Genomic DNA, 25,704 nt, shown 5'->3' on the forward strand with positions numbered 1-25,704 from the left:
CGTGCGTTCGCGCCCCGCCCGACCCCGCGATCTTGCACATTCCGCCCCACGCCCCTCGTTTCGCCGCGCGATCTTGCAGCTTCGGCCCTCCGGGGCGCGTGTTTGCCCCGATTCGCCGGGGCCGAAAGTGCAAGATCGCCGAGAGCAGGGGCGCGGGCGCGGGGGGCCACGGGGGTGGGATTGGCGGTGTCTAGGGGGCGGTGGGGGTGGTTAGCGTCGGAGGTATGGAGCTGGAGCAGGCACGGAAGTTGTGGCAGCCGGAACCGGGCTGGTTGAACACCGCCACCTACGGGCTGCCGCCCGAGCCGGTGTGGGACGCCGTGCAGCGGGTGCTCGCCGACTGGCGGGGCGGGCGGGTGTCGTTCGAGGTGTGGGACGAGTCGGTCGGGCGGTCCCGGGCCGCGTTCGCCCGGCTGGCCGGTGTGGACGTCGCCGACGTGAGCATCGGCTCCGCCGTGTCGCAGATGGTCGCGCCGATCGCGGCCAGCCTGCCGGCGGGGGCCACTGTGGTGGTGCCCGAGGTCGAGTTCACCTCGAACCTGTTCCCGTGGCTGGTCCAGCAGGAGCGCGGTGTGCGGGTACGCACCGTCCCGCCGGCCGGCCTGGTGGACGCGATCGACGCCGACACCGACCTGGTGGCGTTCAGCGTGGTGCAGTCCGCCGACGGCACGGTGGCCCCGTACGACGAGATCGTCGCGGCGGCCCGCGCGCACGGCGCGTTCGTGGTGGTCGACGCCACGCAGGCGTGCGGGTGGCTGCCGTTCGCCGCGGACCGGGCCGACGCGGTGGTGGTGGGGGCGTACAAGTGGCTGATGGCGCCGCGGGGCGCGGCCTTCGCCTACCTGGCGCCGGAACTGCGCGAGCGGATTCGCCCGGACGCGGCCGGGTGGTACGCCGGCAAGGACCCGCACGCCTCCTACTACGGCCTGCCGCTGCGCCTGGCCGACGACGCCCGGCGCTTCGACATCTCCCCGTCCTGGCTGTGCTACGTCGGAGCGGCGCCGGCGCTGGAACTGCTCGCCGACCTCGACCCGGAGGCGGTGCGCGCGTACGACGTGGGGCTGGCCAACCGGTTCCTGGCCGGGCTGGGCCGCCCGCCCGGCGACAGCGCGATCGTCTCCGTCGACGTGCCGGACGCGCACGAGCGGCTGGCCCGCGCCGGGGTGCGCGCGGCGGTCCGGGCCGGCCGGGTCCGCGCCTCGTTCCACCTGTACACGACCGAGGAGGACGTGGACCGGGCGGTCGAGGCGCTGACCGGCTGACGGCTGCGGCCAGCTGACCGCTCAGGCCAGGTGGCCGCCGATCTTCGTGTAGCCGCGCAGCAGGTCCCGGGAGATGATCAGTCGCTGCATCTCGTCGGTGCCCTCGAAGATCCGGTACAGCCGGACCTGCCGGTACCAGCGCTCGATCGGCAGCTCACGGGTGTAGCCCATGCCGCCGTGGATCTGGAGCACCCGGTCCACCACCCGGTTGACCATGCCGGCGCCGTAGAGCTTGCCCATCGAGGAGGCATGCCGGGGGTCGAGGCCCTGGTCGACCGTCCAGGCCGAGCGCAGGATCAGCCAGCGGGCGGCCTCCAGCTCGGTCTCCGAGTCGGCGATCATCCACTGGATGGCCTGGTTGGTGGCGATCGGCGCGCCGAACGTCTCCCGGGTGTTGGCGTAGTCGATCGCCATCTGGAGGGCGCGTTCGGCGATGCCGATGGCGTGCGAGGGGATGGTGTAGCGGCCCTTGCCGATCCACTCCATGCCGAGCGTGAAGCCCTGCCCGATCTCGCCGAGGATGTTGCGGTGCGGCACGCGTACGCCGTCGAAGATCAGCGAGGCGGGACCGCCCTCGCCCATGGTCTGGATGAACTCCGACCGCCAGCCCATGTCGCGGTCCACCAGGAACGCCGTGGCGCCGCCGCGGCGGGCGCCCTTCTCCGGGTCGGTCACCGCGACCACGATGGCGAAGTCGGCGTCGTTGCCGTTGGTGATGAACGTCTTCTCGCCGTCGAGGACCCAGTCGTCGCCGTCGCGGCGGGCCCGCAGCCTGATGTTGGCCGCGTCGGAGCCCGCGCCCGGCTCGGTGATGGCGAAGCAGGAGATCCGTTCCCCCTCGATGGTGGGGATCAGGAACTCGCGCTTCTGCTCCTCGGTGGCGTGGAACAGGATGTTGTCGGCCTCGCCGCCGAAGCGGAACGGCACGAAGCTGCGGCCCAGCTCGGTCCAGATCAGCGACTGCATGACCGCAGGCAGGGCCATGCCGCCGTACTCCTCCGGGGTGGCCAGCCCCCAGAAGCCGAACTTCTTCGCCTTGAGCTGGAGTTCGCGCAGCTCGGAGCGGTCGAGGCCGGGCTGGTGGGCGCGCTCGCGGCGCAGCACCTCCGCCTCCAGCGGCATCACCTCGCGGGTGACGAACGTGCGAACGGTGTCCCGGATCGCGCGTTCCTCGTCGGACAGTGCGAAGTCCACGGTGCCCCCTCAGGTCGACTGGCTATAAACTAGCGCTGGAAGTTTTCCCGCGTCCAGACCCGATGTCGAAAGGAGGATGATGATCAGGTGCCCCGACCCCGACAAGCCCTGCTCACACGCGACCGGATCGTCGAGACCGCGCTGGCGCTGATCGACGCCGACGGGCTGGACGCGCTCTCCACCCGGCGGCTCGCCGCCGCCCTGGGCGTACGCGGCCCCTCGCTCTACAACCACTTCGCCACCAAGGAGGAGATCCTCGACGCGGTGGCCGACAGCGTCGCGGCAACCGTCGACATCGACGTCTTCGACGAGTACGAGTGGCTCGACGCGCTCGGCCGCTGGGCGCGCTCGTACCGTGCCGCGCTGGCCGCGCACCCGAACATCGTGCCGTACCTGGCGCAGGGGCCGGGCCGCCGTCCGGCCGCGCTCGCCATGGCCGACGCGGTCTACGGCGCGCTGGTCCGGGCCGGCTGGCCGCCCGCGCGGGCCACCCACATCGGCGCCGCGATGCGCTACTTCGTGGCCGGGTCAGCGCTCGGCTCGTTCGCCCGCGGCTTCGTCGAGGACCCCTCGCTCTACGCCGCGCACCCGCACCTCAACCAGGCGCACCGCCTCGCCGGCCACCAGCGCAGCGTGGACGAGGGGGCGTTCGCGCTCGGCCTGGACGCGCTGCTGCACGGCCTCGCCGCCGAGTACGCCGCCACCGTCGCCCCGCTGGAACGGGCCGGCGGTCCGGAGTAGCGTCCAAACTCCCACCGCTAGTTTCCGCCGCCCCCGAAGGACGCCATGGATCTCGCCGCCGCCCCGCCCGCCCTGCTGACGCGCCGCCACCTGCACATCGCCGGTGACTGGGCCGACCCGTCGTCGGACGACACCATCCCGGTGGAGAACCCGGCCACCGCGAGCATCATCGGCGAAGTGCCGGCCGGTACGCCGGCCGACGTGGACCGGGCGGTCGCCGCCGCCCGCGCCGCGTTCCCCGGCTGGGCCGCCACCGCCCCCGAGCAGCGGGCCGCGCACCTGGACCGGCTGCACACCGCGCTCGCCGCCCGCGCCGACGAGATCGCCCGCACCGTGGCGACCGAGCTGGGCACCCCGCTCAAGCTCGCCACCCGCGTCCAGACCGGGCTGCCGCTGACAGTGCTGCGGAGCATGGTCGACCTGGCCGCTCGCCCGGCCGCCGAGCAGACGGTCGGCAACTCGCTCGTGGTCCGGGAGCCGGTCGGCGTGGTCGGCGCCATCACCCCGTGGAACTACCCGCTGCACCAGGTGGTCGCCAAGGTCGCGCCCGCGCTCGCCGCCGGGTGCACAGTCGTGCTCAAGCCCAGCGAGCTGACGCCGCTGACCGCGTACCTGCTGTTCGACGCGATCACCGACGCCGGCCTGCCGCCCGGCGTGGTGAACCTGGTGCCCGGCACCGGCCCGGTGGTCGGCGAGGCGCTCGCCGCGCACCCCGACGTCGACCTGGTCTCGTTCACCGGTTCCACCGCCACCGGCCGGCGCATCGCCCGCCTGGCCGCCGAGCGGATCGCCCGGGTGTCGCTGGAACTCGGCGGCAAGTCCGCGAACGTCGTCCTGGCCGACGCCGACCTGCCCACAGCGGTCAAGGTCGGTGTCGGCAACGCGCTGCTGAACTCCGGGCAGACCTGCACCGCCTGGACCCGGATGCTCGTGCACCGCGACCGCTACGACGAGGCCCTGGACCTGGTCGCGGCGGCGGTGGCCGGCTACCGGCTCGGCGACCCCTTCGACCCGGCCACCCGGCTGGGCCCGCTCGCCTCCGCCGCGCAGGCCCAGCGGGTACGCGACCACGTCGACCGGGCGCTCGCCGACGGCGCCCGGCTCGTCGCCGGCGACCCGGACGCGCCGCTGCCGCCGCAGGGCCACTTCGTGGCGCCCACCGTCTTCGCCGACGTGCACCCCGACAGCGCGCTGGCCCAGGAGGAGGTGTTCGGGCCCGTGCTCGCGGTGATCCCGTTCGCCGACACCGACGAGGCGGTCGCCATCGCCAACAACTCCCGGTACGGCCTCGCCGGCGCGGTCTGGTCCGCCGACTCCGACGCGGCGCTGGCAGTGGCCCGGCGGATGCGTACCGGCCAGGTGGACGTCAACGGCGGCGCGTTCAACCCGCTCGCCCCGTTCGGCGGCTACAAGCAGTCCGGCCTCGGCCGGGAACTGGGCGCGTACGGCGTGGAGGAGTTCACCGAGCTGAAGGCGATCCAGCGGTGAAGGCGCTCGTGGTGCGCGGCCGGGGCGAAACCCCGGCGGTCGAGGACGTACGCCTGCCCGCGCCCGGCCCGGGTGAGCTGCGGGTACGCATCCGCGCCGCCGGCATCTGCCACTCCGACCTGGCCATGGTGGACGGCACGCTGGCGCCCGCGTACCCGCTGGTGCTGGGCCACGAGGCGACCGGCGTGGTGGCCGAGGCCGGGCCGGGCACGACGATCGCCGTCGGCACGCCAGTGGTGCTCAACTGGGCGCCGGCCTGCCGGGAGTGCTGGCACTGCCGGCACGGTGAGCCGTGGCTCTGCGCGGCCAATCCCAACCCGTCCACGCCCCGGGGTGAGACGGCCGCCGGTGAGCCCCTTCAGGTCACGCTCGGGCTCGGCGCGCTCGCCGAGGAGGTGGTGGTGCCGCAGCGCGCCGCCGTACCGGTGCCGGCCGGACTGCCGCCGGAGCAGGCCGCGGTGCTGGGCTGCGCGGTGCTCACCGGCGTCGGCGCGGTCCGCAACACCGCACGGGTCGCGCCCGGCGAGTCGGTCGCGGTGATCGGGCTCGGCGGGGTCGGCCTGGCCGTGCTGACCGCCGCCCGGCGGGCGGGCGCGTCGCCGATCCTCGCCGTCGACGTGGTGGAGGCCAAGCGGGACCTGGCGCTCGCGGCCGGCGCCACCGACTTCCTGCGCTCCGACGACACGCTCGGAAAGCAGATCCGGGTCCGCACCGACGGGCGCGGGGTGGACCACGCCTTCGAGTGCGTCGGCCGCTCCGCCACCATCCGCGCCGCCTGGCGGGCGACGCGGCGCGGGGGAGCGGTCACAGTGGTCGGCATGGGCGCCCGCGACGACATGCTCAGCCTCTCCGCGCTGGACATCTTCCACTCCGCCCGCACGTTGCGCTCCTCGGTGTACGGCTCGACCGACCCGGACCGGGAGGTGCCGGAGCTGGCCGCCGCGCTCGCCGCCGGTGACCTGGACCTCGGGCCGCTGGTGAGCGGCACGGTGCCGCTGTCGGAGGCGCCCGCGGCGCTTTCCCGGCTGGCCCGTGGTGAGGGCGCCCGCTGGGTGGTGACCTTCCCGGACTGACCCGGCGGCGGCCGGATTCGCCGTCCGCGCATCCGGATCGGCGGGTGCGAGCGAACCCTGGGTAGGAGAGCTACCCGGGGGTACGTCCGTTGCTGACCGAGAACATGCCGGCCGGGGCCGCCGAGACGGCCCGCAAACGGCTGACCGCCGCCGCCGAGGATCTGGACGACAACCAGGTCGCCGGGCTGCTGCTCGACCTGGCCGCCGAGGCCGGGGTGGTGCCCGTCTGGGAACAGGTCTGCCTGCCGCTGCTGGGTGCGCTGCGCGGCGACGGCGCCGCCGAGATCGCGATGGAGCACGCCCTCTCCGAGGGGCTGCGGGTCGGGCTGGACGTGTTCGGCCGAGAGCCGACCCGGCCGTTGCCCGCCCAGGGCGTGCTGCTGGCCGGTGCCGAGCACGAGACGCACTGCCTCGGGCTGCACGCGCTCGCCGCGGCGCTGCGCGAGCGCGGGCGCGGCGCCCTGTACCTCGGCCCGGCCCTGCCCTGGTCCGCGCTGACCAGCGCGGCGGAGCGGGTCCGGCCGCGGGTGGTGGTGGTCTGGTCGCAGACCCCGGTGACCGGCCGCGCGTACCGCCTGGTCCGCCTGCGTCGCGACCTGCCCGGGGTACGGGTGCTCGCCGCCGGTCCGGGGTGGATCGAGCCGTTCCCGCCCACGTCGGCGGTGCCGCAGCGCCTCACCACGCTCGGCGAGGCCACGCTGGCCTGCCTGCGCGGCGTGAGCCCTGCCTGACGCCCGGCGCGCTCAGGCGGCGCGCTCAGGCGGCGCGTTCAGGCGGCGCGTTCAGGCGGCGCGGAAGCCGCGCAGCAGCACGGCGACCGCGGACTCCGGGTCGAAGTCGTCCTCCGGGCAGGCGAGCTGGTTGCTCAGCAGCCCTTCGATCAGCGCCAGCAGCATCCGGAAGTGGGCCGGCGGATCGGTCGAGCCGAGCGCGGCGAGCAGCGGCTCTCCCCGTTCGGCCAGCCGCGCCCGCCCGGCCTCGATCGCCGGGCGCAGGTCGGGCCGCACGGCCGCCTCGACGAACAGCGCGTACCGGGCCAGCGTGACCACCCGCCGCTGATCGGTGAACTCCCGGATCAGCTCGCCGAGCACCCGGGCGAACGCGGCGACGTCGCCGGGTGGCAGGTCCACGGCGAGCCGCTGCCAGGCCAGCGTCTCCACCTCGACCAGCCGGTCGAACACGCCGGTGACCAACGCCTCCCGGGTGCGGAACCGGTTGGACGCGGAGCCCTCGGGCAGGCCCGCCTCGGCGTCCACGGCCCGGTGGGTGAGCTGCCGCGGCCCGCCGGTGCCGAGCACCCGGATGGCGGCGTCGAGCAGGAGTTGCCGGCGATCGGTCACCCGGCCAGACTACAGCCGTAGTGCGGCCGACTACATCTGTAGTACGGTGGCGGCATGGGCGGACGAGCGGTCGTGGTCGGGGGCGGGATCGGCGGGCTCGCGGCGGGCATCGGCCTGCGGGCGGCCGGCTGGGAGGTGTCAGTCCTGGAACGGTCCGCCGCGTTGCCGGACAGCGGCACCGGGCTCGGCATCTGGCCCGGCGCGATGCGCGCCCTGGACGCGCTCGGCGTCGGCGACGAGGTGCGCCGCCGGGGCCGCCGCCAGTCCGGCGGATCGATCCGGCGCCCGGACGGCAGCCGGATCGCCACCATCGACGTCGACCGGCTGGAACGCCGGCGCGGCGAGCCCGTTCACCTGGTCACCCGGCCGGTGCTGCTCACCGCCCTGGCCGGTGCGCTGCCCGCAGCGGCGCTGCGCCTCGGCGAGCCGGTGACCGACCCGGGGTCGCTGCTCGACGCGTACGACCTGGTGGTCGGCGCGGACGGGATCAACAGCGTGGTGCGCGCCGCGATGCACGGCGGGCGCTACCCGCTGCGCTACGCGGGCGCGGTGGCCTGGCGCGGTGTTGTCGACCTCGACCTCGATCCGGGCGAGGGCGGTGAGACCTGGGGGCGGGGGCGCAAGTTCGGGCTCACGCCGGCCGGGCCGGGCCGCACCAACTGGTACGCGGCGGTGCGGCTGCCCGAGGGGCATCCGGCGCCCCCTGACGACCGCGCCGAGTTGCGCCGCCTCTTCGGCGACTGGCACCGGCCGGTGCCGCAGGTGCTGGACGCGCTCACTCCGGAGGGGATCCTGCGGCACGAGATCCGTGACCTGACGCCGCTGCCCTCCTACGTGGCCGGCCGGACCGCGTTGCTCGGCGACGCCGCGCACGCCATGACGCCGGACCTGGGGCAGGGCGCCTGTCAGGCGCTCGTCGACGCGGTCGCGCTCGCCGACTGCGTACGCGAGGCCGGCGACCTGCACGCCGCGCTGCTGGCGTACGACAGGTGCCGGCGGCGGCCCACGCAGCGGATCGCGGCGGGCGCGCGCTGGGCGGGGCGGCTCTCCGGGGTGCGGCGGCTGCTGCCGGTGCGCGACGCGCTGCTGCGGGTGGCGCTGGCCACCGGTCCGCCGGCCTGACGCGGGGCGCGGTCGCGGGCCCGCGAGTCCGGCCGTGACCTGGCTCACATCCGATACGAAACCGTTCCGTATCGAAATCGGTTCACCTACGCTCGGCTGCGTTACGAGTCTGACCCGTATCGTATTTTGACTCGGGTGAAGCGGGGGGAGAACCGCAGTGGAACCGCACGAGAACACCGGACACCCGAGGAGGTGGGCGATCCTCGGGGTGCTGGTGATCAGCCTCCTCGTCGTCGTCCTCGACAACACCATCCTCAACGTCGCGCTGCGCACCCTGGCCGACCCGGTGCACGGCCTCGGCGCCACCCAGGGCGAGCTGGAATGGGCGATCAACTCCTACACGCTCGTCTTCGCCGGGCTGCTGTTCACCTTCGGCGTGCTCGGCGACCGGCTCGGCCGCCGCCGCTTCCTGATCCTCGGGCTGGCGCTGTTCGGGCTGGCCTCGCTGCTGTCGGCGTACGCGCAGGACCCGGCCCAGCTCATCGCGGCCCGCGCGCTCATGGGCGTCGGCGGCGCGGCCATCATGCCGGTGACGCTCTCGATCATCTCCAACGTCTTCGACCCGCGCGAGCGGGCCAAGGCGATCGGCGTCTGGGCCGGCGCGGTCGGCCTCGGCGTGGCGATCGGCCCGGTGCTCGGCGGCGCGCTGCTGGAGCACTTCTGGTGGGGCTCGGTCTTCCTGATCAACGTGCCGGTGGTGGCGCTCGGCGTGGTGCTGGTCGCGGCCCTGGTGCCGGAGTCCCGCGACCCGAAGCCCGGCCGGGTCGACGTGCCCGGCGTGCTGCTGTCGGTGGTCGGCCTGGTCGCGCTCACCTACGGCATCATCGACGGCGGCGAGCACGGCTTCGACCGGCCACAGGTGTGGGTCGCGGTGCTGGGCGGCCTCGCGGTGCTCGGCTTGTTCATCGTCCACGAGCTGCGCACCGACCACCCGTCGCTGGACGTACGGCTGTTCCGGGTGCCCCGCTTCGCCGCCCCGGTGGCGCTGGTCGGGCTGGTCTTCTTCGCCGCCATGGGCGTGATGTTCTTCGGCGCGTTCTACCTGCAGCTCGTGCGCGGCTACAGCCCGCTGGAGAGCGGCCTGCTGTTCCTGCCGTTCGCGGTGGCCCAGCTGTTCTTCGCCCCGCGCAGCGCGGCGATGGTCCGCCGCTACGGCGGCCGGTCGGTGGCGGCGGTCGGACTGCTGCTCACCGCCACCGCGCTCGGCGGCTTCGTCTTCATCGACGCGGACACCCCGATCTGGATCTTCTCGGCGCTCGGGTTCCTCCAGGGCGCCGGGATGGCCAACATCATGCCCCCGGCCACCGAGTCCATCATGTCGTCGCTGCCCCGGGAGAAGGCCGGCGTCGGGTCGGCGGTCAGCAACACCGTGCGGCAGGTGGCCGGCGCGCTCGGCGTGGCGGTGCTCGGCTCGGTGCTCAGCGCGGTCTACCGCGACCATGTCGCCCCGGCGGTGGCCGCGCTTCCCGCCCCGGTACGCGACGCGGCCCGCGAGTCGGTCTCCGGGGCGTACGCCGTCGCCGACCGGCTCGGCCCCGCCGCGCCGCGGCTCATCGACGCGGCCAACGACTCGTTCGTCTCGGCCATGCACTGGGCCGCCGGCGTCTCGGCGGTGGTGGCCGCGCTCGGCCTCGTCATCGTGCTGCGGTGGATGCCGGGCCGGCCGGCCGCCGCCCCCGGCGCGACCCCCGCCACGGACCGGGAGCTGGCCGGGGCCGCATAGGTTCGTGGACAATGTCTGACATGACTTCCACGGCGGATGCTCCGCGGTCGCCCGGGCGACCGCGGAGCACCCGCGCGGACGAGGCGATCGTCGACGCGACCCTCGACCTGCTGGCCGAGGGCAACAGCATCGAGGCGCTGACCATCGAGGCGATCGCGACCCGCGCCGGAGTCGGCAAGGCCACCATCTACCGCCGCTGGCCGGGCAAGGACGCGCTGCTGCTGGACGCGCTGCGCACGCTCAAGGGGCCCGCGCCGCACTGCGCCGGACGCTCCGTCCGCGACGACCTGGTGCTGCTCGTCGGCGCCGTCGGCCAGCACGCCGACCCCCGGGCCCGCAAGATCATGCCGTGCCTGGTGCCCGAGGTGAACCGCAGCTCGGCCCACCGGCAGGCGTACGAGGCGATCGTCGAGCCCCGCCGCGAGGCGTTGCGCGAGGTGCTTCGCCGCGCGATCGACCGCGGCGAACTCCGCGCCGACATCGACATCGAGGTGACCATGGCGCTGCTCACCGCGCCGATGCTCACCCAGCGGATGCTGCAGTGGTACGCCGGGGACGAGCGGATGCTGCCCGAGCGGATCGTGGACACCGTCCTGGACGGCCTGCGCGTCCGCTGAGACCGGGTCGCCCTGCCCGGCCGCCCAGCGGGCGGGCGTGCGCAGCCGGTGCAGGCGCAACGCGAGCTGCACCTCCAGCGCCCGCTCCGGCCGCTGCCAGTCCGCGCCGAGCAGCTGCCCGACCCGTTCCAGCCGCTGGGTGACAGTGTTGACGTGCACGTGCAGCTGCTCGGCGGCCCGGGCCAGGCTGCCGCCCACCCCGAAGTACGCCTCCAGCGTCTTCACAAGCGCGGTGCCCCGCCGCGCGTCGTAGTCCACCACCGGACCCACTGTCGCGGTGAGGAACCGGGACACGTCCCGGTCCCCGGCGTCGCCGACCGCGCCCAGCAGCAGCCCGACGAAGCCCAGCTCGGCGGTGCTCGCCCCCTGCCCGGCCCGGCCCAGCGCGCCGAGCGCGGACAGGCAGCGCTCCGCCTCGGCGAACGTGACGGCCAGCGACGCCGGCCCGGTCGACGGGCCGCTCGCCCCGGCGGTCACCGGCCGGCCGGTCAGCCGCGACAGGTCCCGGGCCACCGCCCGGGCCGCGCCGCCCGCGTCCTGGCCGGGCAGCATCAGCACCACCCGCCCGTCGCGCGCCGCCGCCAGGCCGCCGCGGGTCGAGGCGTACGTGGTGGCCCAGGACAGCACGCGCTGCCGGGCCGAGCCGGTCTCGGCGAACGCGTCGTCGCCGACCGCCACCAGCACGTGCGGCGCGTCCAGGTCCACCCCGATGCGGCGGGCCCGCGCCCGCAGCGCGTCGGCGTCGCGCAGCGGCCGGGCGATCAGGTCGTCCAGCAGCTCGCCGCGGACCCGCCCCTCCGCCTCGGCCACCGTGCGGCGGAACAACAGCAGCAACGCGGTCACCAGCGCGGCGCGCTCCAGGATGCGCTGGTCGGCGTCGACCAGCTCGTCGTCCGGGCGCAGCACCAGCGCGCCCAGGTTCTCCGCGCCGGCCACCACCGCGGCGTACCAGAGCGGACCCCGGCGCACGCTGCGTCCCTCGGTACGCGACGCGGCGACCGCCTCCACGATGTCCGCCCGGTCCGGCTCCTCGATCTCGCCGACCCGGGCCAGCCGCCGGCCCTCGGCGTCCAGCGCCAGCAGCGCCCCGCCGAGCACCTCGGTGACCGCCGCGGCCACGTCCTCCATCCCGCCGCCGCGCACCACCAGCGCGGTCATCCGGTCGTGCGCGGCGGCGGCGCGCTCCACCGAGCTGCTGTGCGCCCGGATCGTGCTGTTCGCCGCCGACAGCTCCGCCAGCGCCGCCCGCGTCTCGGCGAGCAGTCGCGCGGTGTCGATCGCCACCGCCGCGTGCGCCGCGAGCGACACCAGCAGCGACACCTCCTCCCGGGCGAACGGCCGGGCCGAGCGGTTCGCCGCGTACAGCACGCCGATCACGCTGGAGCCCAGCCGCAGCGGCACGCCCAGGATGGCCACCAGGCCCTCCTCGCCCACCCCGCCGTCGATCTCCCCGGTGTGCCGGAACCGCTCGTCCTCCTGGTAGTTCGAGGTGACGTACGGCGTGCCGGTCTGCGCGACCAGGCCGCCCAGTCCGTCGCCCAGCTCCAGCCGCAGCCGCTGGAACCGGGCCGAGATCGAGCCGTCGGTCACCCGCATGTAGGTGTCGCCGCGCTCCTCGTCGTTGAGCGTCATGTACGCCACGTCGGTGCCGAGCAGGATCCGCGCCCGGTGCACGATCGCGCGCAGCACGTCGTCCAGGTCGCGCAGCCCGGCCAGGTCGCTCGCGGTGTCGTACAGGCCGGACAGCTCGGTCTCCCGGCGGCGCCGGCGGGCCAGCAGCGCCCGCACCCGCAGCGCCACCACCTTCGCCTGCTCCAGCTCGGCCAGCCGCTCGGCGGGCAGCCCGGCGGCGCGCGCGGCGACGAGCGGGCCCTCGAACTCGACCGCGGCTGCCTCGCGCGCCAGCAACTCCAGGAACTCGACCGGCGACGACATGACCGACATTGTGCGGGGCGCCACTAGTTCGCCGTCCAGCCCCCGTCGAGGGCGATCGAGGCGCCGGTGAGGAACGCGGCGGGCGGGGAGCACAGGTACGCCAGCAGCTCGGCCACCTCCTCCGGCTCGATCAGCCGCTTGATCGCCGCCCGGGCCAGCATGATCTTCTCGACCACCTCGTCCTCGCCGATGCCGTGCGTGGCCGCCTGGTCGGCGATCTGGCTCTCCACCAGCGCGGTGCGCACGTACGCGGGGTTGATGCAGTTGGCGGTGACACCGTGCGCGGCGCCCTCCAGCGCGACCACCTTGGACAGGCCCTCCAGGGCGTGCTTGGCCGAGACGTACGCGGCCTTGAACGGCGAGGCGCGCAGCCCGTGCACCGAGGAGATGTTGACGATCCGGCCCCAGCCGTTCGCGTACATCCGGGGCAGCGCCCGGCGCACCAGCAGGAACGGCGCCTCGACCATCACCCGCTGGATGTACTCGAAGCGCTCGACCGGGAAGTCCTGCACCGGCGAGACGTGCTGGAGGCCGGCGTTGTTGACCACGATGTCGGCGTCGACGTCGAGCCGGTCCACCGCCGCCGGGTCGGCCAGGTCGATCCCCACCGCCCGGCCACCGGCCTCGGCGGCCACCGCCTCGGCCGCAGCCGTGTCGCGGTCCAGCACCACCACTGTCGCGCCGGCCGCCGCCAGGCGCAGGGCGCAGGCGCGTCCGATGCCGCTGCCGCCGCCGGTGACCAGCGCGGTGCGGCCGGTCAGGTCGACGTGTACGACGTGGGGGACCACCACGGGTTCTGCCGTCATGGCGCATGAACGTACGAGCCGGGTGCCGCCGGGCACATGGGGCGGCGACACATACTCCACCGCCTGCGTGTGTGGTGCGCCGCGTCACCACCCGCGCCCGGCGTGTCCGGCCGACCCGCCGTCGGCGGGCACCAGTAGGGTGTGTCGAACACACGTACTGCTGGCGGCTTGGGGAGGAGGCGGCGTGCGGGTGCTGGGCGTCGACCCGGGGCTGACCCGGTGCGGGGCCGGCGTGGTCGAGGGTGTGCCGGGCCGCCCCTGCACGCTCGTGGCCTACTACGTGGTCTACACCGACCCGGCCGACGACCTGCCGCTGCGCCTGCTGCACCTGGACCGTTCGCTCACCGACCTGGTCGCCGAGCACCGTCCCGACGCGGTCGCCGTGGAGCGCGTGTTCAGCCAGCACAACGTCCGCACCGTGATGGGCACCGCGCAGGCCAGCGGCGTCGCGGTGCTCGCCGGGGCCCGGGCCGGGCTGCCGGTGACGACGTACACGCCGAGCGAGGTGAAGGCGGCGGTGACCGGCTCCGGCCAGGCCGACAAGGCGCAGATGACCGCGATGGTCACCCGGCTGCTGCGGCTGCCCGAGCCGCCGAAGCCGGCCGACGCCGCCGACGCCCTGGCGCTGGCCATCTGTCACGTGTGGCGCGGCGGCACCCGGTCCAAGCTGGCTGCGGCCGCGCAACGGGCCCGACGAGGAGGGACGCGATGATCGCGAGCGTACGCGGCACGGTGACCGCCACCGGCCCGGATCACGCGGTGGTGGAGGTGGGCGGCATCGGCCTGGCCGTGCAGTGCGCCCCCGGCACCCTCGCCGAGCTGCGCGTGGGCCAGCCGGCCCGGCTGGCCACCAGCCTGGTGGTCCGGGAGGACTCGCTCACGCTCTACGGCTTCGCCGACGACGACGCCAAGCAGCTGTTCGAGCTGCTCCAGACCGCCAGCGGGGTCGGTCCCCGGCTGGCCCAGGCGGTGCTCGCCGTGCACACGCCGGACGCGGTCCGCAAGGCCGTCGCCAACGCCGACACCGCGGCGCTGACGCGGGTGCCGGGTATCGGCAAGAAGGGCGCCGAGCGGCTGGTGCTGGAGCTGCGCGACCGGATCGGCCCGGTGCCGGTGGGCGCCGACGGCGCGGCCGGGGTGACCGGCGGCGCCTGGCCGGATCAGGTGCGCCAGGCGCTGGTCGGGCTGGGCTGGACGGCCGCCCAGGCCGAGCAGGCGGTGGCCGCGGTGGCGGAGACCGTCGACGGTGAGACGCCGCCGGTGCCGGTCCTGCTCAAGCAGGCGATCCGCCTCCTGGGCCGGACCCGATGACGGGCCCGCGCGGATGACCGGCGAGAACCTGGTCTCGGCGTACGTCAGCGACGCCGAGCGGGACGCGGAGGCGAGCGTCCGCCCGAAGCGGCTCGACGAGTTCATCGCCCAGCACCGCGTCCGCGACCAGCTCGACCTGCTGTTGCAGGGCGCGATGCGGCGTGGCTCGCCGCCCGACCACATCCTGCTGTCCGGGCCGCCCGGCCTCGGCAAGACGACACTGGCCAACATCGTCGCCGCCGAGCTGGGAGCGGGGATCCGGGTGACCAGTGGCCCGGCCATCGAGCGCTCCGGCGACCTGGCCGCGATCCTGACCAGCCTCGCCGAGGGCGACGTGCTGTTCATCGACGAGATCCACCGGATCGCCAAGCCGGCCGAGGAACTGCTCTACAGCGCCATGGAGGACTTCCGCGTCGACGTGGTGGTGGGCAAGGGGCCGGGCGCGACAGCCATCCCGCTCGACGTGGAGCCGTTCACGCTCGTCGGCGCCACCACCCGCTCCGGCCTGCTGACCGGGCCGATGCGCGACCGCTTCGGCTTCGTCGCGCATCTCGACTTCTACGCGCCGGCCGACCTGGAGACGCTGCTGCACCGGTCGGCCCGGATCCTCGGTGTGCCGATCACGGCCGACGGCGCGGCGGAGATCGCCGGCCGGTCCCGGGGCACCCCGCGCATCGCCAACCGGCTGCTGCGCCGGGTGCGCGACTACGCCGAGGTGCGGGCCGAGGGCGTGGTCACGCTGGAGACCGCGCGGGCGGCGCTGACCGTCTACGACGTGGACGCGCTCGGCCTGGACCGGCTCGACCGGGCGGTGCTCACCGCGCTCGTCGACTCGTTCCGGGGCGGCCCGGTGGGCCTGTCCACGCTGGCGGTCGCGGTGGGGGAGCAGCCGGACACGGTCGAGGAGGTCTGCGAGCCGTTCCTGGTGCGGGCCGGCCTGCTGGCGCGTACGCCGCGCGGGCGGGTGGCGACGGAGGCCGCTTGGCACCATCTGGGTCGCAACCCGCCGAATGGTACATTTGGTGCGGATACCTCTCCGGGGCCCGATCTCTTCTCGGTGCAGACCGACCAGCCGTGATCCGTTCGTGATCTGTGCCGCATTCGGTCTTCTCAGGAGCAGGGACTAGACTTCGCCGCGGTTTGTACAGGACGTGAGAATCTGCTTCCGCTGCGGCGCCCTCCGGCGCCGGGACGGAGGCCAACCGGAAGGTCTACACCGTGCTTTACGCAGCAGCGAGTGGCGGGGGAGCCGGCGGTCTGACGCCGATCCTGATGATCGCTCTGCTCTTCGTCGTCATGTACTTCATGATGATCCGACCGCAGCAGAAGCGCCGCCGCGAGGCCGAGCAGATGCAGTCCGCCCTGGCCCCGGGCGACGAGGTGGTCACCATCGGCGGCCTGCACGGCACTGTCACCGCGGTCGAGGACGAGACCGTCCTGCTGGAGGTTGCCCCGGGCGTGCAGACCCGGTACGCGCGCCCGGCCGTCGCCCGCGTGATCAAGCGCGCCGAGGCGCCGGCCGCCGAGACGATCACCGAGGAAGCCGAGCCGGTCAAGGAGTGACTGCCGCCCCGGACGGGGCAGCGGAATCATCGGTACAAGTGGATAGTTGGGGTCGGCGTCCGGCGCCGGCACCCGGCCAGGCCGTGCGGCGCCCCCGTGCCGCGCCCCGGTCGGCGTGCCGTCAGCCGGTGCCGACCCGCCGGAGCAGTCGGGCGGACACCCCCGGCCCGACAGTTGTCGCCGCCGCGAAAGCGGCGCGACCGTACAGGGAGACAGGACAGCCGTGGCACCACCTCAGGGACAGATGCGGCCCGGGCGGCAGCTCGCCGTGCTCGGGCTCATCTTCGTCGTCCTCTATCTTTTGGTGTTCTTCTCGGGCGGCGCCAGCGGTGGCTGGAAGGACCGGCTGGAGCCCCGGCTCGGCCTGGACCTCGTCGGCGGCACCCGGCTGACGCTCGAGGCCACAAACACCGTGGACGGCAAGCCGCCGACCGCCGGCAACCTCGAGGAGGCGCGCCAGATCATCGAGAGCCGGGTCAACGCGTACGGCGTGGCCGAGGCCGAGGTGGTCACCGAGGGCAACCGCAACATCGTCATCTCCCTGCCCGGCCAGAACCGGGACCTGACCGACGTCGGCAGCGCCGCCGAGCTGCGCTTCCGCAAGGTCCTCAAGGCCACCGACGGCAGCGGCGCCGCCGCCGCGCCCGCGCCGACCCCGAGCGCCGCTCCGTCCGGGACCGCCAGCCCGGCGCCGTCGGGCAGCGCGTCGCCGCAGGCGACCACGAGCCCCAAGGTCAGCGGGTCGCCGAGCGCCGGCGGACAGGGCGGCATGGCCCCGACCCCGAGCGCCAGCGCCCCGGCCACCCCGTCGGCCACGCCGAGCGCCGCTTCCCCGAGCGCCAGCGCCGAGCCGGTGCCGCAGAGCATCGAGCAGCAGCGCAAGGCCGTCGAGCAGAAGGTCGGCGCGGCCGCCTGGGCCGCGGCCTCGGGCCTGCAGGCCCCGGCCGACCTCACCACGGACCCGACGCTCGCCGACAAGCTCAAGCCGTTCGGCACGCTCACCCCGCAGGAGGTCGCGGTCCTGCCGGTCGAGATGCAGTTCAACGTCCCGACCATCACCTGCGCACAGCTCGACAAGCGCCCGGCCGCCTCGATCAAGGACGAGAAGCAGAAGGCGGTCGCCTGCGAGTCCGGCGCGAAGTACCTGCTCGACGTGGCGAAGGTGCTGGGCACCGACGTCAAGAACGCCTCCGCCCAGCTCGACCAGACCAGCTCCTGGGTGGTCAGCCTCAACTTCACCGGCAAGGGCCAGGAGAAGTGGACCGCGCTGACCCGCGAGGCGTTCAACAACGAGGGCCAGGCCTGCGACCAGACCGCGCTCGGCCAGGACGGCAAGTGCCGGGTCGCCGTGGTGCTGGACAACGCGATCGTCTCGTCCCCGGAGATCCAGGGCGTGCTGACCGGTGACTCGCAGATCACCGGCAGCTTCGACAACAAGACCGCGAACGCGCTCGCCAGCCAGCTCCGCTACGGCGCGCTGCCGGTGACGTTCGAGCCGCAGGAGCAGCAGAACGTCACCGCGACGCTCGGCGACAGCCACCTCAAGGCGGGTCTGCTGGCGGCCGGCATCGGCATGCTGCTGGTCATCATCTACTCGTTCTTCTACTACCGGCTGCTCGGCTCGGTCATCTTCCTGAGCCTGGTGCTCTCCGCGCTGCTCGTCTTCGGCGCGCTCGTGGTGCTCGGCCGCTCGATCGGCTTCACGCTCACCCTCGCCGGCATCGCCGGCATGATCGTCTCGCTCGGTGTGGCGGCGGACTCGTTCGTCATCTACTTCGAACGATTGAAGGACGAGATCCGGGAGGGCCGCAGTCCACGCAGCGCGGTGCCGCGCGCCTGGATCCGGGCCCGCCGGACGATCATCTCGGCGAACGCGATCACGCTGATGTCGGCAGTGGTGCTCTACATCGTGTCGGTCGGCGCGGTGAAGGGCTTCGCCTTCGCGCTCGGCCTGGCGACAGTGCTCGACCTGGTCGTCGTGTTCCTCTTCCGCCACCCGATCATGACGATGTTCGCCCGGACCCGGGCGTTCCTGTCGCCGCGGGTCAGCGGTCTGGGTCGGGCGCTGCCGGCCCGGTCGGCCGAGTCGGGCACCGCCCGCAACCCGCGTGTCAAGGAGGCCTGAGATGGCTAAGAACGGTCTGGCCGCCCGGCTCTACCGGGGCGAGGCGGATCTCAACATCGTCGGCCGCCGGAACCTGTGGTTCGGCGTGGCGGGCGTCCTGGTCCTGATCGCGGTGCTCAGCTTCGCGATCAGCGGCTTCAAGCTCGGCATCGAGTTCGCCGGCGGCAACACGTTCCAGGTGCCGGCCAGCGTCGGCACGCTGGACCGGGCCGAGCAGACCGTCGACGAGGTGCTGGCCGACGAGGCGCCCGGCGTCGAGGTGGTGAGCGCGCAGAAGGTCGGCAGCACCAGCGGCGAGTTCTACGAGATGCGCACCGGGCAGCTCAGCGCCGAGCAGGCCAACGCGGCCAAGGCCGCGATGGCGCAGGAGTTCGGCATCCAGGCCGACCAGATCAGCGGCAGCCAGGTCTCCGAGGCGTGGGGCAGCCAGGTCACCTCCCGCGCCTTCCTCGGTCTGCTGATCTTCATCGCGGTGGTGTCGATCTACCTGGTGCTGCGCTTCGAGTGGCGGATGGCGGTCGCGGCGATCATCTCGCTGCTGACCAACCTGGCCCTCACCGCCGGCATCTACTCGCTGGTCGGCTTCGAGGTCACCCCGTCGACGATCATCGGCTTCCTCACGATCCTGGGCTTCGCGCTCTACGACGTGGTGGTGGTCTTCGACAAGGTGCAGGAGAACACACGCGGCATCACCGCGAACAACAACGTCACCTACGGCGAGGCGTCCAACCTGGCGCTCAACCAGAGCCTCATGCGGTCGCTGAACACCTCGGTCGTGGCGCTGCTGCCGGTCGGCGGCCTGCTCTTCATCGGTGCCGGGCTGCTCGGCGCGGGCACGCTGAAGGACCTCGGCCTGGTGCTGTTCGTCGGTATGGCGGTGGCGTTCCTGACCTCGATCCTGCTGGCCACCCCGCTGCTGGTGCTGCTGAAGAACATGGACCCGCGGATCAGCGCGCACAACAAGCGGGTGCAGTCCCGCCGGGCCGCCCTGGCCCGGGGCGAGATCACCCCGAAGGGCGCCCCGCGCGCCGCCCCGGCCGCCGACGCCGACGCGCCGATCGACCCGGAGGCCGCCGCGCTCGCCGGCGCCGCCCCCAAGGTCGGCGCCCGCCCGGCCGGCAAGCGTCCCAGCGGCGCCCGCGGCGGCCGGCCCGCGGGCGGTGGCGGCAACCGGCCCGGCGGCAAGCGCCGCTGACCGTAGGGCCGGACGCAATCGCGACGACGGCGTCCGTCATGCTGATGTCACGGCATGACGGACGCCGTCGTCGTTTCGAGAGGACATGGGACGCACTGTGACGGAGACCCACACCACGGGCGTACGCGGAGACAGCGGCCCGGAGGCCGCCCAGCTCGTCGCCAGCCGGTTGCTGGACGTGCCGGACTTCCCCAAGCCGGGTGTCATGTTCAAGGACCTGATGCCGCTGTTCGCCGACGGCGCGGCGTTCCGTGAGGTGATCGACGGCATCATCGCGTACCACGGGCGCGACTCGTTCGACACCGTCGCCGGCATCGAGGCGCGCGGGTTCGTGCTCGCCGCGGCCGTCGCGTACGCCACCGGGGTCGGCGTGGTGCCGGTGCGCAAGGCCGGCAAGCTGCCCCGGGCCACGCACTCCGCCTCCTACGCGCTGGAGTACGGCGAGGCGACGCTGGAGGTGCACCAGGACGCCTTCACCGCCGGCCACCGCGTGCTGGTGCTCGACGACGTGCTGGCCACCGGCGGGACCGCCGAGGCCACGCTGGACCTGGTGGAACGCGCCGGCGGGACGGTGGCCGGGTTCACCGTGCTGCTGGAGCTGGGCTTCCTCGAAGGCCGCAAGCGGCTCGCGCCGCGCCCGGTGCACGCCCTGTTGACCGTTTGATCCCGACCGGCCGTCGGGCCGGTCGGCGCCGACCGTCCGGGGGAGCGGTGGCGTACCCTGCGTACGGGTAGCATTGCGCTTTGCCCGACCCGGCCGAGGTGTCCGGGGCGGCGCAGGCGCCGGGGCCCGGCCCCGGAGCCGCGGAACAACACCGGCCCCCGGGCCGGTTGAACGAGACGTCGGCCGAACGGCCGGCGCATCCCGGCGAGCGGTGAGGAGGCCGGTGTCCCACGATGTCGTCCCTCCGGTGGAGGGCACGGTGCACCCGACAGGCGACGCGGACGGCTCGGTGACCGAGCGCAGCGGCAACCCGCAGGCCCGGGCGACCGGCGCCACCGGCGGCGCGCCCGACGCGACTGCCGACGGCGGGGCGGTCGTGGTGCCGTTCCCGACCGAGAGTTCCGGTGACCCGTCGACCAGCGGCGGGTTCGCGCTCTCCAACGCGCCCACCGGCCGGCGGGTACGCGCCCGGCTGGCCCGGTTCAACGCGCCCTGGCAGACCTCGCAGGTCAGCGAGGTGCTGGAACCGCTGATCGCCACCCACCGGGAGAACCACCCCAAGGCCGACGCCCGGCTGCTGCAGCGCGCCTTCGACACGGCCGCGCGGTGGCACTCGGGGCAGTACCGCAAGTCTGGTGACCCCTACATCACGCACCCGCTCGCGGTGGCGACCATCCTGGCGAACCTGGGCATGGACACCACCACGCTGGTCGCGGCGCTGTTGCACGACACCATCGAGGACACCGAGTACACGCTCGACCAGATGCGCGCCGACTTCGGCGGCGAGGTCGCGCTGCTCGTGGACGGCGTCACCAAGCTCGACAAGGTCAAGCTCGGCGACGCGGCCAAGGCGGAGACCATCCGCAAGATGGTCGTCGCGATGGCGAAGGACCCCCGGGTCCTGGTGATCAAGCTGGCCGACCGGCTGCACAACATGCGGACCCTGACCTTCCTGCCGCGCCCGAAGCAGGAGCAGAAGGCCAAGGAGACGCTGGAGATCCTGGCGCCGCTGGCCCACCGCCTCGGTATGAACACGATCAAGTGGGAGCTGGAGGATCTCGCCTTCGGCACGCTGTTCCCGAAGCGGTTCGAGGAGATCAACCGGCTGATCGGGGAGCACCAGCCGCAGCGTGAGGCGCTGCTGCGCCAGGTGACCCAGAAGGTGTCCACCGACCTGAAGGCCGCCAAGATCAAGGCGGAGACGACCGGGCGGCCGAAGCACCTCTACTCGATCTACCAGAAGATGATCGTGCGGGGGCGCGACTTCAACGACATCTACGACCTGGTCGGTGTGCGGATCCTGGTCGACACGGTGCGCGACTGCTACGCGGCGCTGGGGGTCATCCACGCCAACTGGCAGCCGGTGCCGGGCCGGTTCAAGGACTACATCGCCATGCCCAAGTTCAACATGTACCAGTCCTTGCACACGACTGTCATCGGGCCCACCGGCAAGCCGGTGGAGATGCAGATCCGCACGTACGCGATGCACCGCACCGCCGAGTTCGGCATCGCCGCGCACTGGAAGTACAAGGAGCACAAGGGCACCCCGGTGGTGGGCCCGCCGGCGCACATCGACGAGATGACCTGGCTGCGGCAGCTGCTGGACTGGCAGCGTGAGGCGGCGGACCCGAGCGAGTTCCTGGACGCGCTGCGGTTCGACCTGTCCAGCCAGGAGGTGTACGTCTTCACGCCCAAGGGCGACGTCATCCCGCTGCCGACCGGGTCGACGCCGGTGGACTTCGCGTACGCGGTGCACACCGAGGTCGGGCACAAGTGCATCGGCGCGCGGGTCAACGGCAAGCTGGTGCCGCTGGAGTCGACGCTCTCAAACGGCGACGTGATCGAGATCTTCACGTCGAAGTCCGACACGGCCGGCCCGACGCAGGACTGGCTCGGCTTCGTCAAGAGCCCGCGCGCGCGTACGAAGATCCGCCAGTACTTCAACAAGGAGCGGCGCGAGGAGGCGATCGAGGCCGGCAAGGACGCGATCGTCAAGGCCATGCGCAAGCAGGGCATGCCGTTGCAGCGGATGCTCACCTCGGACGCGCTGATGGCGATCGCCCGGGACCTGCACCTGGCCGACGTGGCCTCGCTGTACGCGGCGGTCGGCGACAGCCAGGTCTCCGCGCAGTCGGTGGTGCAGAAGCTGATGGCCTCCTACGGCGGCGAGGAGGGCGCGGCGGAAGACATCGCCGAGACCGCCGTCGCCACCCGGCCGCCGCGCAGCCGGCAGAGCAGCGCCGACCCGGGCGTGGTGGTGCGTGGCGTCAGCGACGTCTGGATCAAGCTGGCCCGCTGCTGCACGCCGGTGCCGCCGGACTCGGTGTTCGGCTTCGTCACCCGCTCCGGCGGGGTGAGCGTGCACCGGGACGACTGCGCCAACGCCGAGGACCTGCGCGCCCAGCCCGAGCGGGTGGTGGAGGTCAGCTGGAAGCTCACCTCCGCCTCCACGTTCCTGGTCGCCATCCAGGTCGAGGCGCTGGACCGGCACAAGCTGCTCGCCGACGTGACGAGGGTGCTGTCCGAGGAGCGGGTGAACATCCTCTCCGCGACCGTGACCACCACCCGCGACCGGGTGGCGGTCAGCCGGTTCAGCTTCGAGATGGCCGACCCGAAGCACCTCGGGCACCTGCTGGCCGCCGTCCGGAAGGTCGACGGCGTGTTCGACGCGTACCGGGTCACCTCCGGGGCCTGAGCCACCCCACGCACGCGAAAGCGCCCGCCGGCTGGGATCAGCCGGCGGGCGCTTCGTCGTCGTACCCCGGAGGGCTCAGCCGCCCTGGATCGGGCTCATGGTCACCTTGGTCATGGTGATCTCCTTCTTCGGGTGACCACCGCCGGCCTGCTTGGCGAACGCGCCGTCGTCACCGGCCGCGGCGACCTGCTTCACCACGTCCATGCCACCGGTGATGGTGCCCAGCACCGTGTAGTTCGGGTCGAGCGACGAGTCGCCGTACACGATGAAGAACTGGCTGCCGGTGCTGCCCGGCTGCCCGGAGTTGGCCATCGCGATGACACCCTCCGGGTACGGCGGGCGCTTGTTGGTGGGGAGGTTCTCCTCGGCCAGGTTGTAGCTCGGCCCGCCGGTGCCGTCGGTGTCCCGCCAGCCCTTGCCGGTGGCGCTCGGGTCGCCGCACTGGAGGACCTGGATGCCCTGGGTCACCAGCCGGTGGCACTTGGTGTTGTCGAAGAAGCCCTTCTCCGCCAGGTGGGTGAAGCTGCCAGCGGTGCAGGGCACGGCGGCGCGGTCGATCTTGGCGGTGATCGGGCCCAGGTTGGTGTCGATCGTCATCGTCTGGGAGCCCTTGCCGGCCTGCTGGGTCGGCGGCAGCCCGACGTCCTTGATCTGCGGCGGCCGGCCCTCCTTGGGCACCTCCGTGTACGCGCACTGCACGGCGTCGGCGGCGGTGGCGCCGCCCGTCTGCTCGTCGTCGTCGCCGCCGAGCGAGGTGGCCAGCCACACCGTGCCGGCCACGACGAGCACCAGCACGGCCGCGGCGCCGACGATCGCCTGGGTCTGCCGGCGCTTGCGGGCCTTACCGGCCCGCTCCGCCATCTCCCGTTCGAGCTTGGCTCGCGCCGCCGCGCGCTGGCGGTCTCTGGTGGACGTCACGGTCACTCCTCACCTGCTGCGTATGGGGTCGGCGCGCGCGCCGGGTCACGTCTGGATCGCACCGGCGGCACGCCGCCGGCTCGCCTGTGTTCTCAGCCCGCGCTGGCGCTCGGCGAGGGCGCGGGGCTGCCGGCCGGAGCCGCGCCGGGCTCGCCGACGGTGACGCTCTGCACAAGGACCTGCGTCTTGGGCTTGACCTTGTCGCCGTTGCCATTGTCCACCGTCGGCATGGCGCCGATCTTCTCCACCACGTCGAGACCGCCGGTGACCTTGCCGACCACCGAGTAGGCCGGCTTGGCCGGGCTGGCGTCCTTGAAGAAGATCAGGAACTGGCTGCCGTTGCTGCCCGGCGGGTTGCCGATCATGGCGACCGTGCCCTTCGGGTACGTCGCCGGCTGCCCGGGGGCCGGGGAGGCCGACGGGCTGGGCTCCGGCGCGCTCGGGACGTTCTCGTCGAAGAACGAGTAGGTCGGGCCGCCGAGCCCGGTGCCGGTCGGGTCGCCGCAGCGCAGCGCGCCCTCGGCGGTGATCTCGTGGCACGTGGTGTTGTCGAAGAACGAGCGGCCGGCCAGGTAGCTCAGGCTCGCCGCGCCGCACGGCGCGTCGGTCTGGTCCAGCTCGACCGTGATCGGCCCACCCTGGTTGGTGGTGATCGTCATCGGGCGGGTGCCCGAGGTGGGCAGGCCCGTGGTGGGCGGCTCGCCGACGTCCTTGAGGTTGGTGTTGACGGCGCCGTCCTGCGCGGTCCAGAGGCAGACGTCCTCGGCGGCCTGCTTCTTCGGCTCCGAGTCGAACGCGCCGAGCGCCCAGGCGGAACCGGCCACGATCAGCACGAGCACCACCGCCGCGCCCACACCGGCCCGGATCTGCCGGCGGCGCTTCGCGACCGCCGCCCGCCGGGCGAGCTGCCGGTCAAGCTTGGCCCGCGCCAGTTTGCGCTGCCGGTCCCTGCTGGAAGCCACGTGCGCTCCCCTTCCTCTGCCTGAATCGCCGCCGGCGCCGGGCGCCGGCCGCCGTTCCGGTCGGGGTGCGCCACGCCACACGCCCGCCAGAGTGTACGGGTAGCGACTGTGAATGTCGTGTACGAGGTCCCGCCGTCTCAGCCGGGACCGGCTGGGCGGTGGCGGTGGCGGACGGAACTCGCTGGCCGCTACGACTAGGCTGAACGGGACGACGACCGGACGGAAAGGGGAGCGACGTGCTCGTGGCCGGCTTTCCCGCGGACGCCTTCGGCACCAACTGCTACGTGGTGGCGATCGCTCCGGGGGAGCAGTGCGTGGTGGTCGACCCCGGCATCGGGGTGCTCGACCGGCTCGACGCCGTGCTCGCCGAGCACCGCCTGCACCCGGCCGCCGTGCTGCTCACCCACGGCCACCTGGACCACACCTTCTCCGTCGCCCCGGTCTGCGGGGCGCGGGGCATTCCCGCCTACGTCCACCCGGACGACCGGGAGCTGCTGGCCGACCCGAGCAAGGCGCTGTCGATGGACCTGACCCAGTTGTTCGGTGGCCGGCTGCCGTACGCCGAGCCGGACGACGTGGCCGAGCTGACCGACGGCGCGACGCTGTCGCTCGCCGGGTTGGAGATCACCGTCGACCACGCCCCCGGCCATACCGGCGGGTCGGTGCTGTTCCGGTTGCCCGGCGCCGGCTCGCCCTGGGAGGCCGAGCAGATCTGCCTCTCCGGTGACGTGCTGTTCGCCGGCTCGATCGGCCGTACCGACCTGCCGGGCGGCAGCATGCCCCGGATGCTGTCGAGCCTGCGGGACAAGGTGCTCCCACTGGCCGACGACACAGTCGTCCTGCCCGGCCACGGCCCCGCGACCACTATCGGCCGCGAGCGCGCGACCAACCCGTACCTCGTCGAGGTGGCGGGCGTCGGCGGCGCGCGCCCGGCCGCGCCCACCCGCGGCCTCTGACCGCCGCGACCACG

General features: G+C 73.6%; 22 protein-coding genes and 1 pseudogene. 17 read left to right on the plus strand and 6 right to left on the minus strand.

Annotation, left to right across the window (positions count from 1 at the left end):
• The first annotated feature begins 224 nt into the window (after window positions 1-224).
• Window positions 225-1,262, plus strand: a complete 1,038-nt coding sequence (locus MicB006_RS26690) for an aminotransferase class V-fold PLP-dependent enzyme (protein WP_116509836.1) — start codon at window positions 225-227, stop codon at window positions 1,260-1,262.
• Window positions 1,263-1,283: 21 nt separating this feature from the next.
• Here the strand turns inward: MicB006_RS26690 and MicB006_RS26695 are convergent, their stop codons facing one another.
• Window positions 1,284-2,456, minus strand: coding sequence for an acyl-CoA dehydrogenase family protein (locus MicB006_RS26695; protein ID WP_073827639.1), 1,173 nt, complete (start codon window positions 2,454-2,456; stop codon window positions 1,284-1,286).
• Window positions 2,457-2,543: 87 nt separating this feature from the next.
• Between MicB006_RS26695 and MicB006_RS26700 the strand changes: the two genes are divergently transcribed.
• The 4 genes from MicB006_RS26700 to MicB006_RS26715 all read left to right on the plus strand — a co-directional run bounded on the left by MicB006_RS26700 (window position 2,544) and on the right by MicB006_RS26715 (window position 6,489).
• Window positions 2,544-3,197 (plus strand): TetR/AcrR family transcriptional regulator, encoded by a 654-nt coding sequence (locus MicB006_RS26700; RefSeq protein ID WP_116509838.1) that lies wholly within the window; start codon window positions 2,544-2,546, stop codon window positions 3,195-3,197.
• A 45-nt stretch (window positions 3,198-3,242) separates the two neighbouring features.
• The gene (locus MicB006_RS26705; protein WP_116509840.1) at window positions 3,243-4,685 is read left to right on the plus strand and encodes an aldehyde dehydrogenase family protein; all 1,443 of its coding nucleotides are present in this window, start codon (window positions 3,243-3,245) and stop codon (window positions 4,683-4,685) included.
• A complete protein-coding gene (locus tag MicB006_RS26710; protein ID WP_225980516.1) occupies window positions 4,682-5,758 on the plus strand; it encodes an alcohol dehydrogenase catalytic domain-containing protein in 1,077 nt (358 codons plus the stop codon). The genes MicB006_RS26705 and MicB006_RS26710 overlap by 4 nt, the downstream gene beginning before the upstream one ends.
• An 89-nt stretch (window positions 5,759-5,847) precedes the next feature.
• Window positions 5,848-6,489, plus strand: a complete 642-nt coding sequence (locus tag MicB006_RS26715; RefSeq protein ID WP_225980517.1) for a transcriptional regulator — start codon at window positions 5,848-5,850, stop codon at window positions 6,487-6,489.
• Window positions 6,490-6,540: 51 nt separating this feature from the next.
• Here MicB006_RS26715 and MicB006_RS26720 read toward each other — a convergent pair whose 3' ends face one another.
• On the minus strand, window positions 6,541-7,098 hold the full coding sequence (locus MicB006_RS26720; RefSeq protein ID WP_116509842.1) for a TetR/AcrR family transcriptional regulator: 558 nt from the start codon (window positions 7,096-7,098) through the stop codon (window positions 6,541-6,543).
• A 54-nt stretch (window positions 7,099-7,152) separates the two neighbouring features.
• Between MicB006_RS26720 and MicB006_RS26725 the strand changes: the two genes are divergently transcribed.
• The 3 genes from MicB006_RS26725 (at window position 7,153) to MicB006_RS26735 (ending at window position 10,560) form a co-directional block, all read left to right on the plus strand.
• Entirely contained in the window at window positions 7,153-8,220 is a 1,068-nt protein-coding gene (locus tag MicB006_RS26725; protein ID WP_116509843.1) for an FAD-dependent monooxygenase, read from the plus strand.
• Window positions 8,221-8,377: 157 nt separating this feature from the next.
• Window positions 8,378-9,943 carry an MFS transporter gene (locus MicB006_RS26730; RefSeq protein WP_116509845.1) on the plus strand — a complete coding sequence of 522 codons (1,566 nt, stop codon included), beginning with the start codon at window positions 8,378-8,380 and terminating at the stop codon, window positions 9,941-9,943.
• 11 nt (window positions 9,944-9,954) lie between these two features.
• Window positions 9,955-10,560 carry a TetR/AcrR family transcriptional regulator gene (locus MicB006_RS26735; RefSeq protein ID WP_116511853.1) on the plus strand — a complete coding sequence of 202 codons (606 nt, stop codon included), beginning with the start codon at window positions 9,955-9,957 and terminating at the stop codon, window positions 10,558-10,560.
• Window positions 10,561-10,590: 30 nt separating this feature from the next.
• Here MicB006_RS26735 and MicB006_RS26740 read toward each other — a convergent pair.
• Both MicB006_RS26740 and MicB006_RS26745 read right to left on the minus strand, forming a co-directional pair.
• A pseudogene (locus MicB006_RS26740) lies at window positions 10,591-12,504 on the minus strand (helix-turn-helix domain-containing protein); the annotation flags it as partial.
• 14 nt (window positions 12,505-12,518) lie between these two features.
• Window positions 12,519-13,301: a 3-hydroxybutyrate dehydrogenase gene (locus MicB006_RS26745; protein WP_116509847.1), complete on the minus strand. Its 783-nt coding sequence runs from the start codon at window positions 13,299-13,301 to the stop codon at window positions 12,519-12,521.
• Window positions 13,302-13,485: 184 nt separating this feature from the next.
• On the opposite strand from MicB006_RS26745, the gene ruvC reads away from it, so the two are divergent.
• The 8 genes from ruvC to MicB006_RS26785 all read left to right on the plus strand — a co-directional run bounded on the left by ruvC (window position 13,486) and on the right by MicB006_RS26785 (window position 22,854).
• Window positions 13,486-14,013 (plus strand): crossover junction endodeoxyribonuclease RuvC, encoded by a 528-nt coding sequence (gene ruvC, locus MicB006_RS26750; protein WP_116509849.1) that lies wholly within the window; start codon window positions 13,486-13,488, stop codon window positions 14,011-14,013.
• Window positions 14,010-14,612 (plus strand): Holliday junction branch migration protein RuvA, encoded by a 603-nt coding sequence (gene ruvA, locus MicB006_RS26755; RefSeq protein WP_116509851.1) that lies wholly within the window; start codon window positions 14,010-14,012, stop codon window positions 14,610-14,612. The genes ruvC and ruvA overlap by 4 nt, the downstream gene beginning before the upstream one ends.
• A 13-nt stretch (window positions 14,613-14,625) precedes the next feature.
• Complete coding sequence (gene ruvB, locus MicB006_RS26760) at window positions 14,626-15,690, plus strand: Holliday junction branch migration DNA helicase RuvB (protein WP_073827650.1); 1,065 nt, start codon at window positions 14,626-14,628, stop codon at window positions 15,688-15,690.
• A gap of 140 nt (window positions 15,691-15,830) precedes the next feature.
• On the plus strand, window positions 15,831-16,175 hold the full coding sequence (gene yajC / locus MicB006_RS26765) for a preprotein translocase subunit YajC (protein WP_073827651.1): 345 nt from the start codon (window positions 15,831-15,833) through the stop codon (window positions 16,173-16,175).
• Window positions 16,176-16,398: 223 nt separating this feature from the next.
• Window positions 16,399-18,300, plus strand: coding sequence for a protein translocase subunit SecD (secD, locus tag MicB006_RS26770; protein WP_192900141.1), 1,902 nt, complete (start codon window positions 16,399-16,401; stop codon window positions 18,298-18,300).
• 1 nt (window position 18,301) lies between these two features.
• Window positions 18,302-19,495, plus strand: a complete 1,194-nt coding sequence (gene secF, locus MicB006_RS26775; RefSeq protein ID WP_116509854.1) for a protein translocase subunit SecF — start codon at window positions 18,302-18,304, stop codon at window positions 19,493-19,495.
• A 97-nt stretch (window positions 19,496-19,592) separates the two neighbouring features.
• The gene (locus MicB006_RS26780; RefSeq protein ID WP_116509856.1) at window positions 19,593-20,159 is read left to right on the plus strand and encodes an adenine phosphoribosyltransferase; all 567 of its coding nucleotides are present in this window, start codon (window positions 19,593-19,595) and stop codon (window positions 20,157-20,159) included.
• A gap of 223 nt (window positions 20,160-20,382) precedes the next feature.
• A complete protein-coding gene (locus tag MicB006_RS26785) occupies window positions 20,383-22,854 on the plus strand; it encodes a bifunctional (p)ppGpp synthetase/guanosine-3',5'-bis(diphosphate) 3'-pyrophosphohydrolase (RefSeq protein ID WP_116509858.1) in 2,472 nt (823 codons plus the stop codon).
• Between the two features lie 75 nt (window positions 22,855-22,929).
• On the opposite strand, the gene MicB006_RS26790 is transcribed toward MicB006_RS26785, so the two are convergent.
• Window positions 22,930-23,772 carry a peptidylprolyl isomerase gene (locus tag MicB006_RS26790; protein WP_073827656.1) on the minus strand — a complete coding sequence of 281 codons (843 nt, stop codon included), beginning with the start codon at window positions 23,770-23,772 and terminating at the stop codon, window positions 22,930-22,932.
• A gap of 92 nt (window positions 23,773-23,864) precedes the next feature.
• Window positions 23,865-24,734, minus strand: coding sequence for a peptidylprolyl isomerase (locus tag MicB006_RS26795; protein ID WP_116509860.1), 870 nt, complete (start codon window positions 24,732-24,734; stop codon window positions 23,865-23,867).
• Window positions 24,735-24,970: 236 nt separating this feature from the next.
• Between MicB006_RS26795 and MicB006_RS26800 the strand changes: the two genes are divergently transcribed.
• Window positions 24,971-25,690 (plus strand): MBL fold metallo-hydrolase, encoded by a 720-nt coding sequence (locus tag MicB006_RS26800; RefSeq protein ID WP_116509862.1) that lies wholly within the window; start codon window positions 24,971-24,973, stop codon window positions 25,688-25,690.
• Window positions 25,691-25,704: the final 14 nt, after the last annotated feature.

This window comes from Micromonospora sp. B006, from assembly GCF_003408515.1.
In the GTDB taxonomy this organism is placed as follows: Bacteria; Actinomycetota; Actinomycetes; order Mycobacteriales; family Micromonosporaceae; genus Micromonospora; species Micromonospora echinospora_A.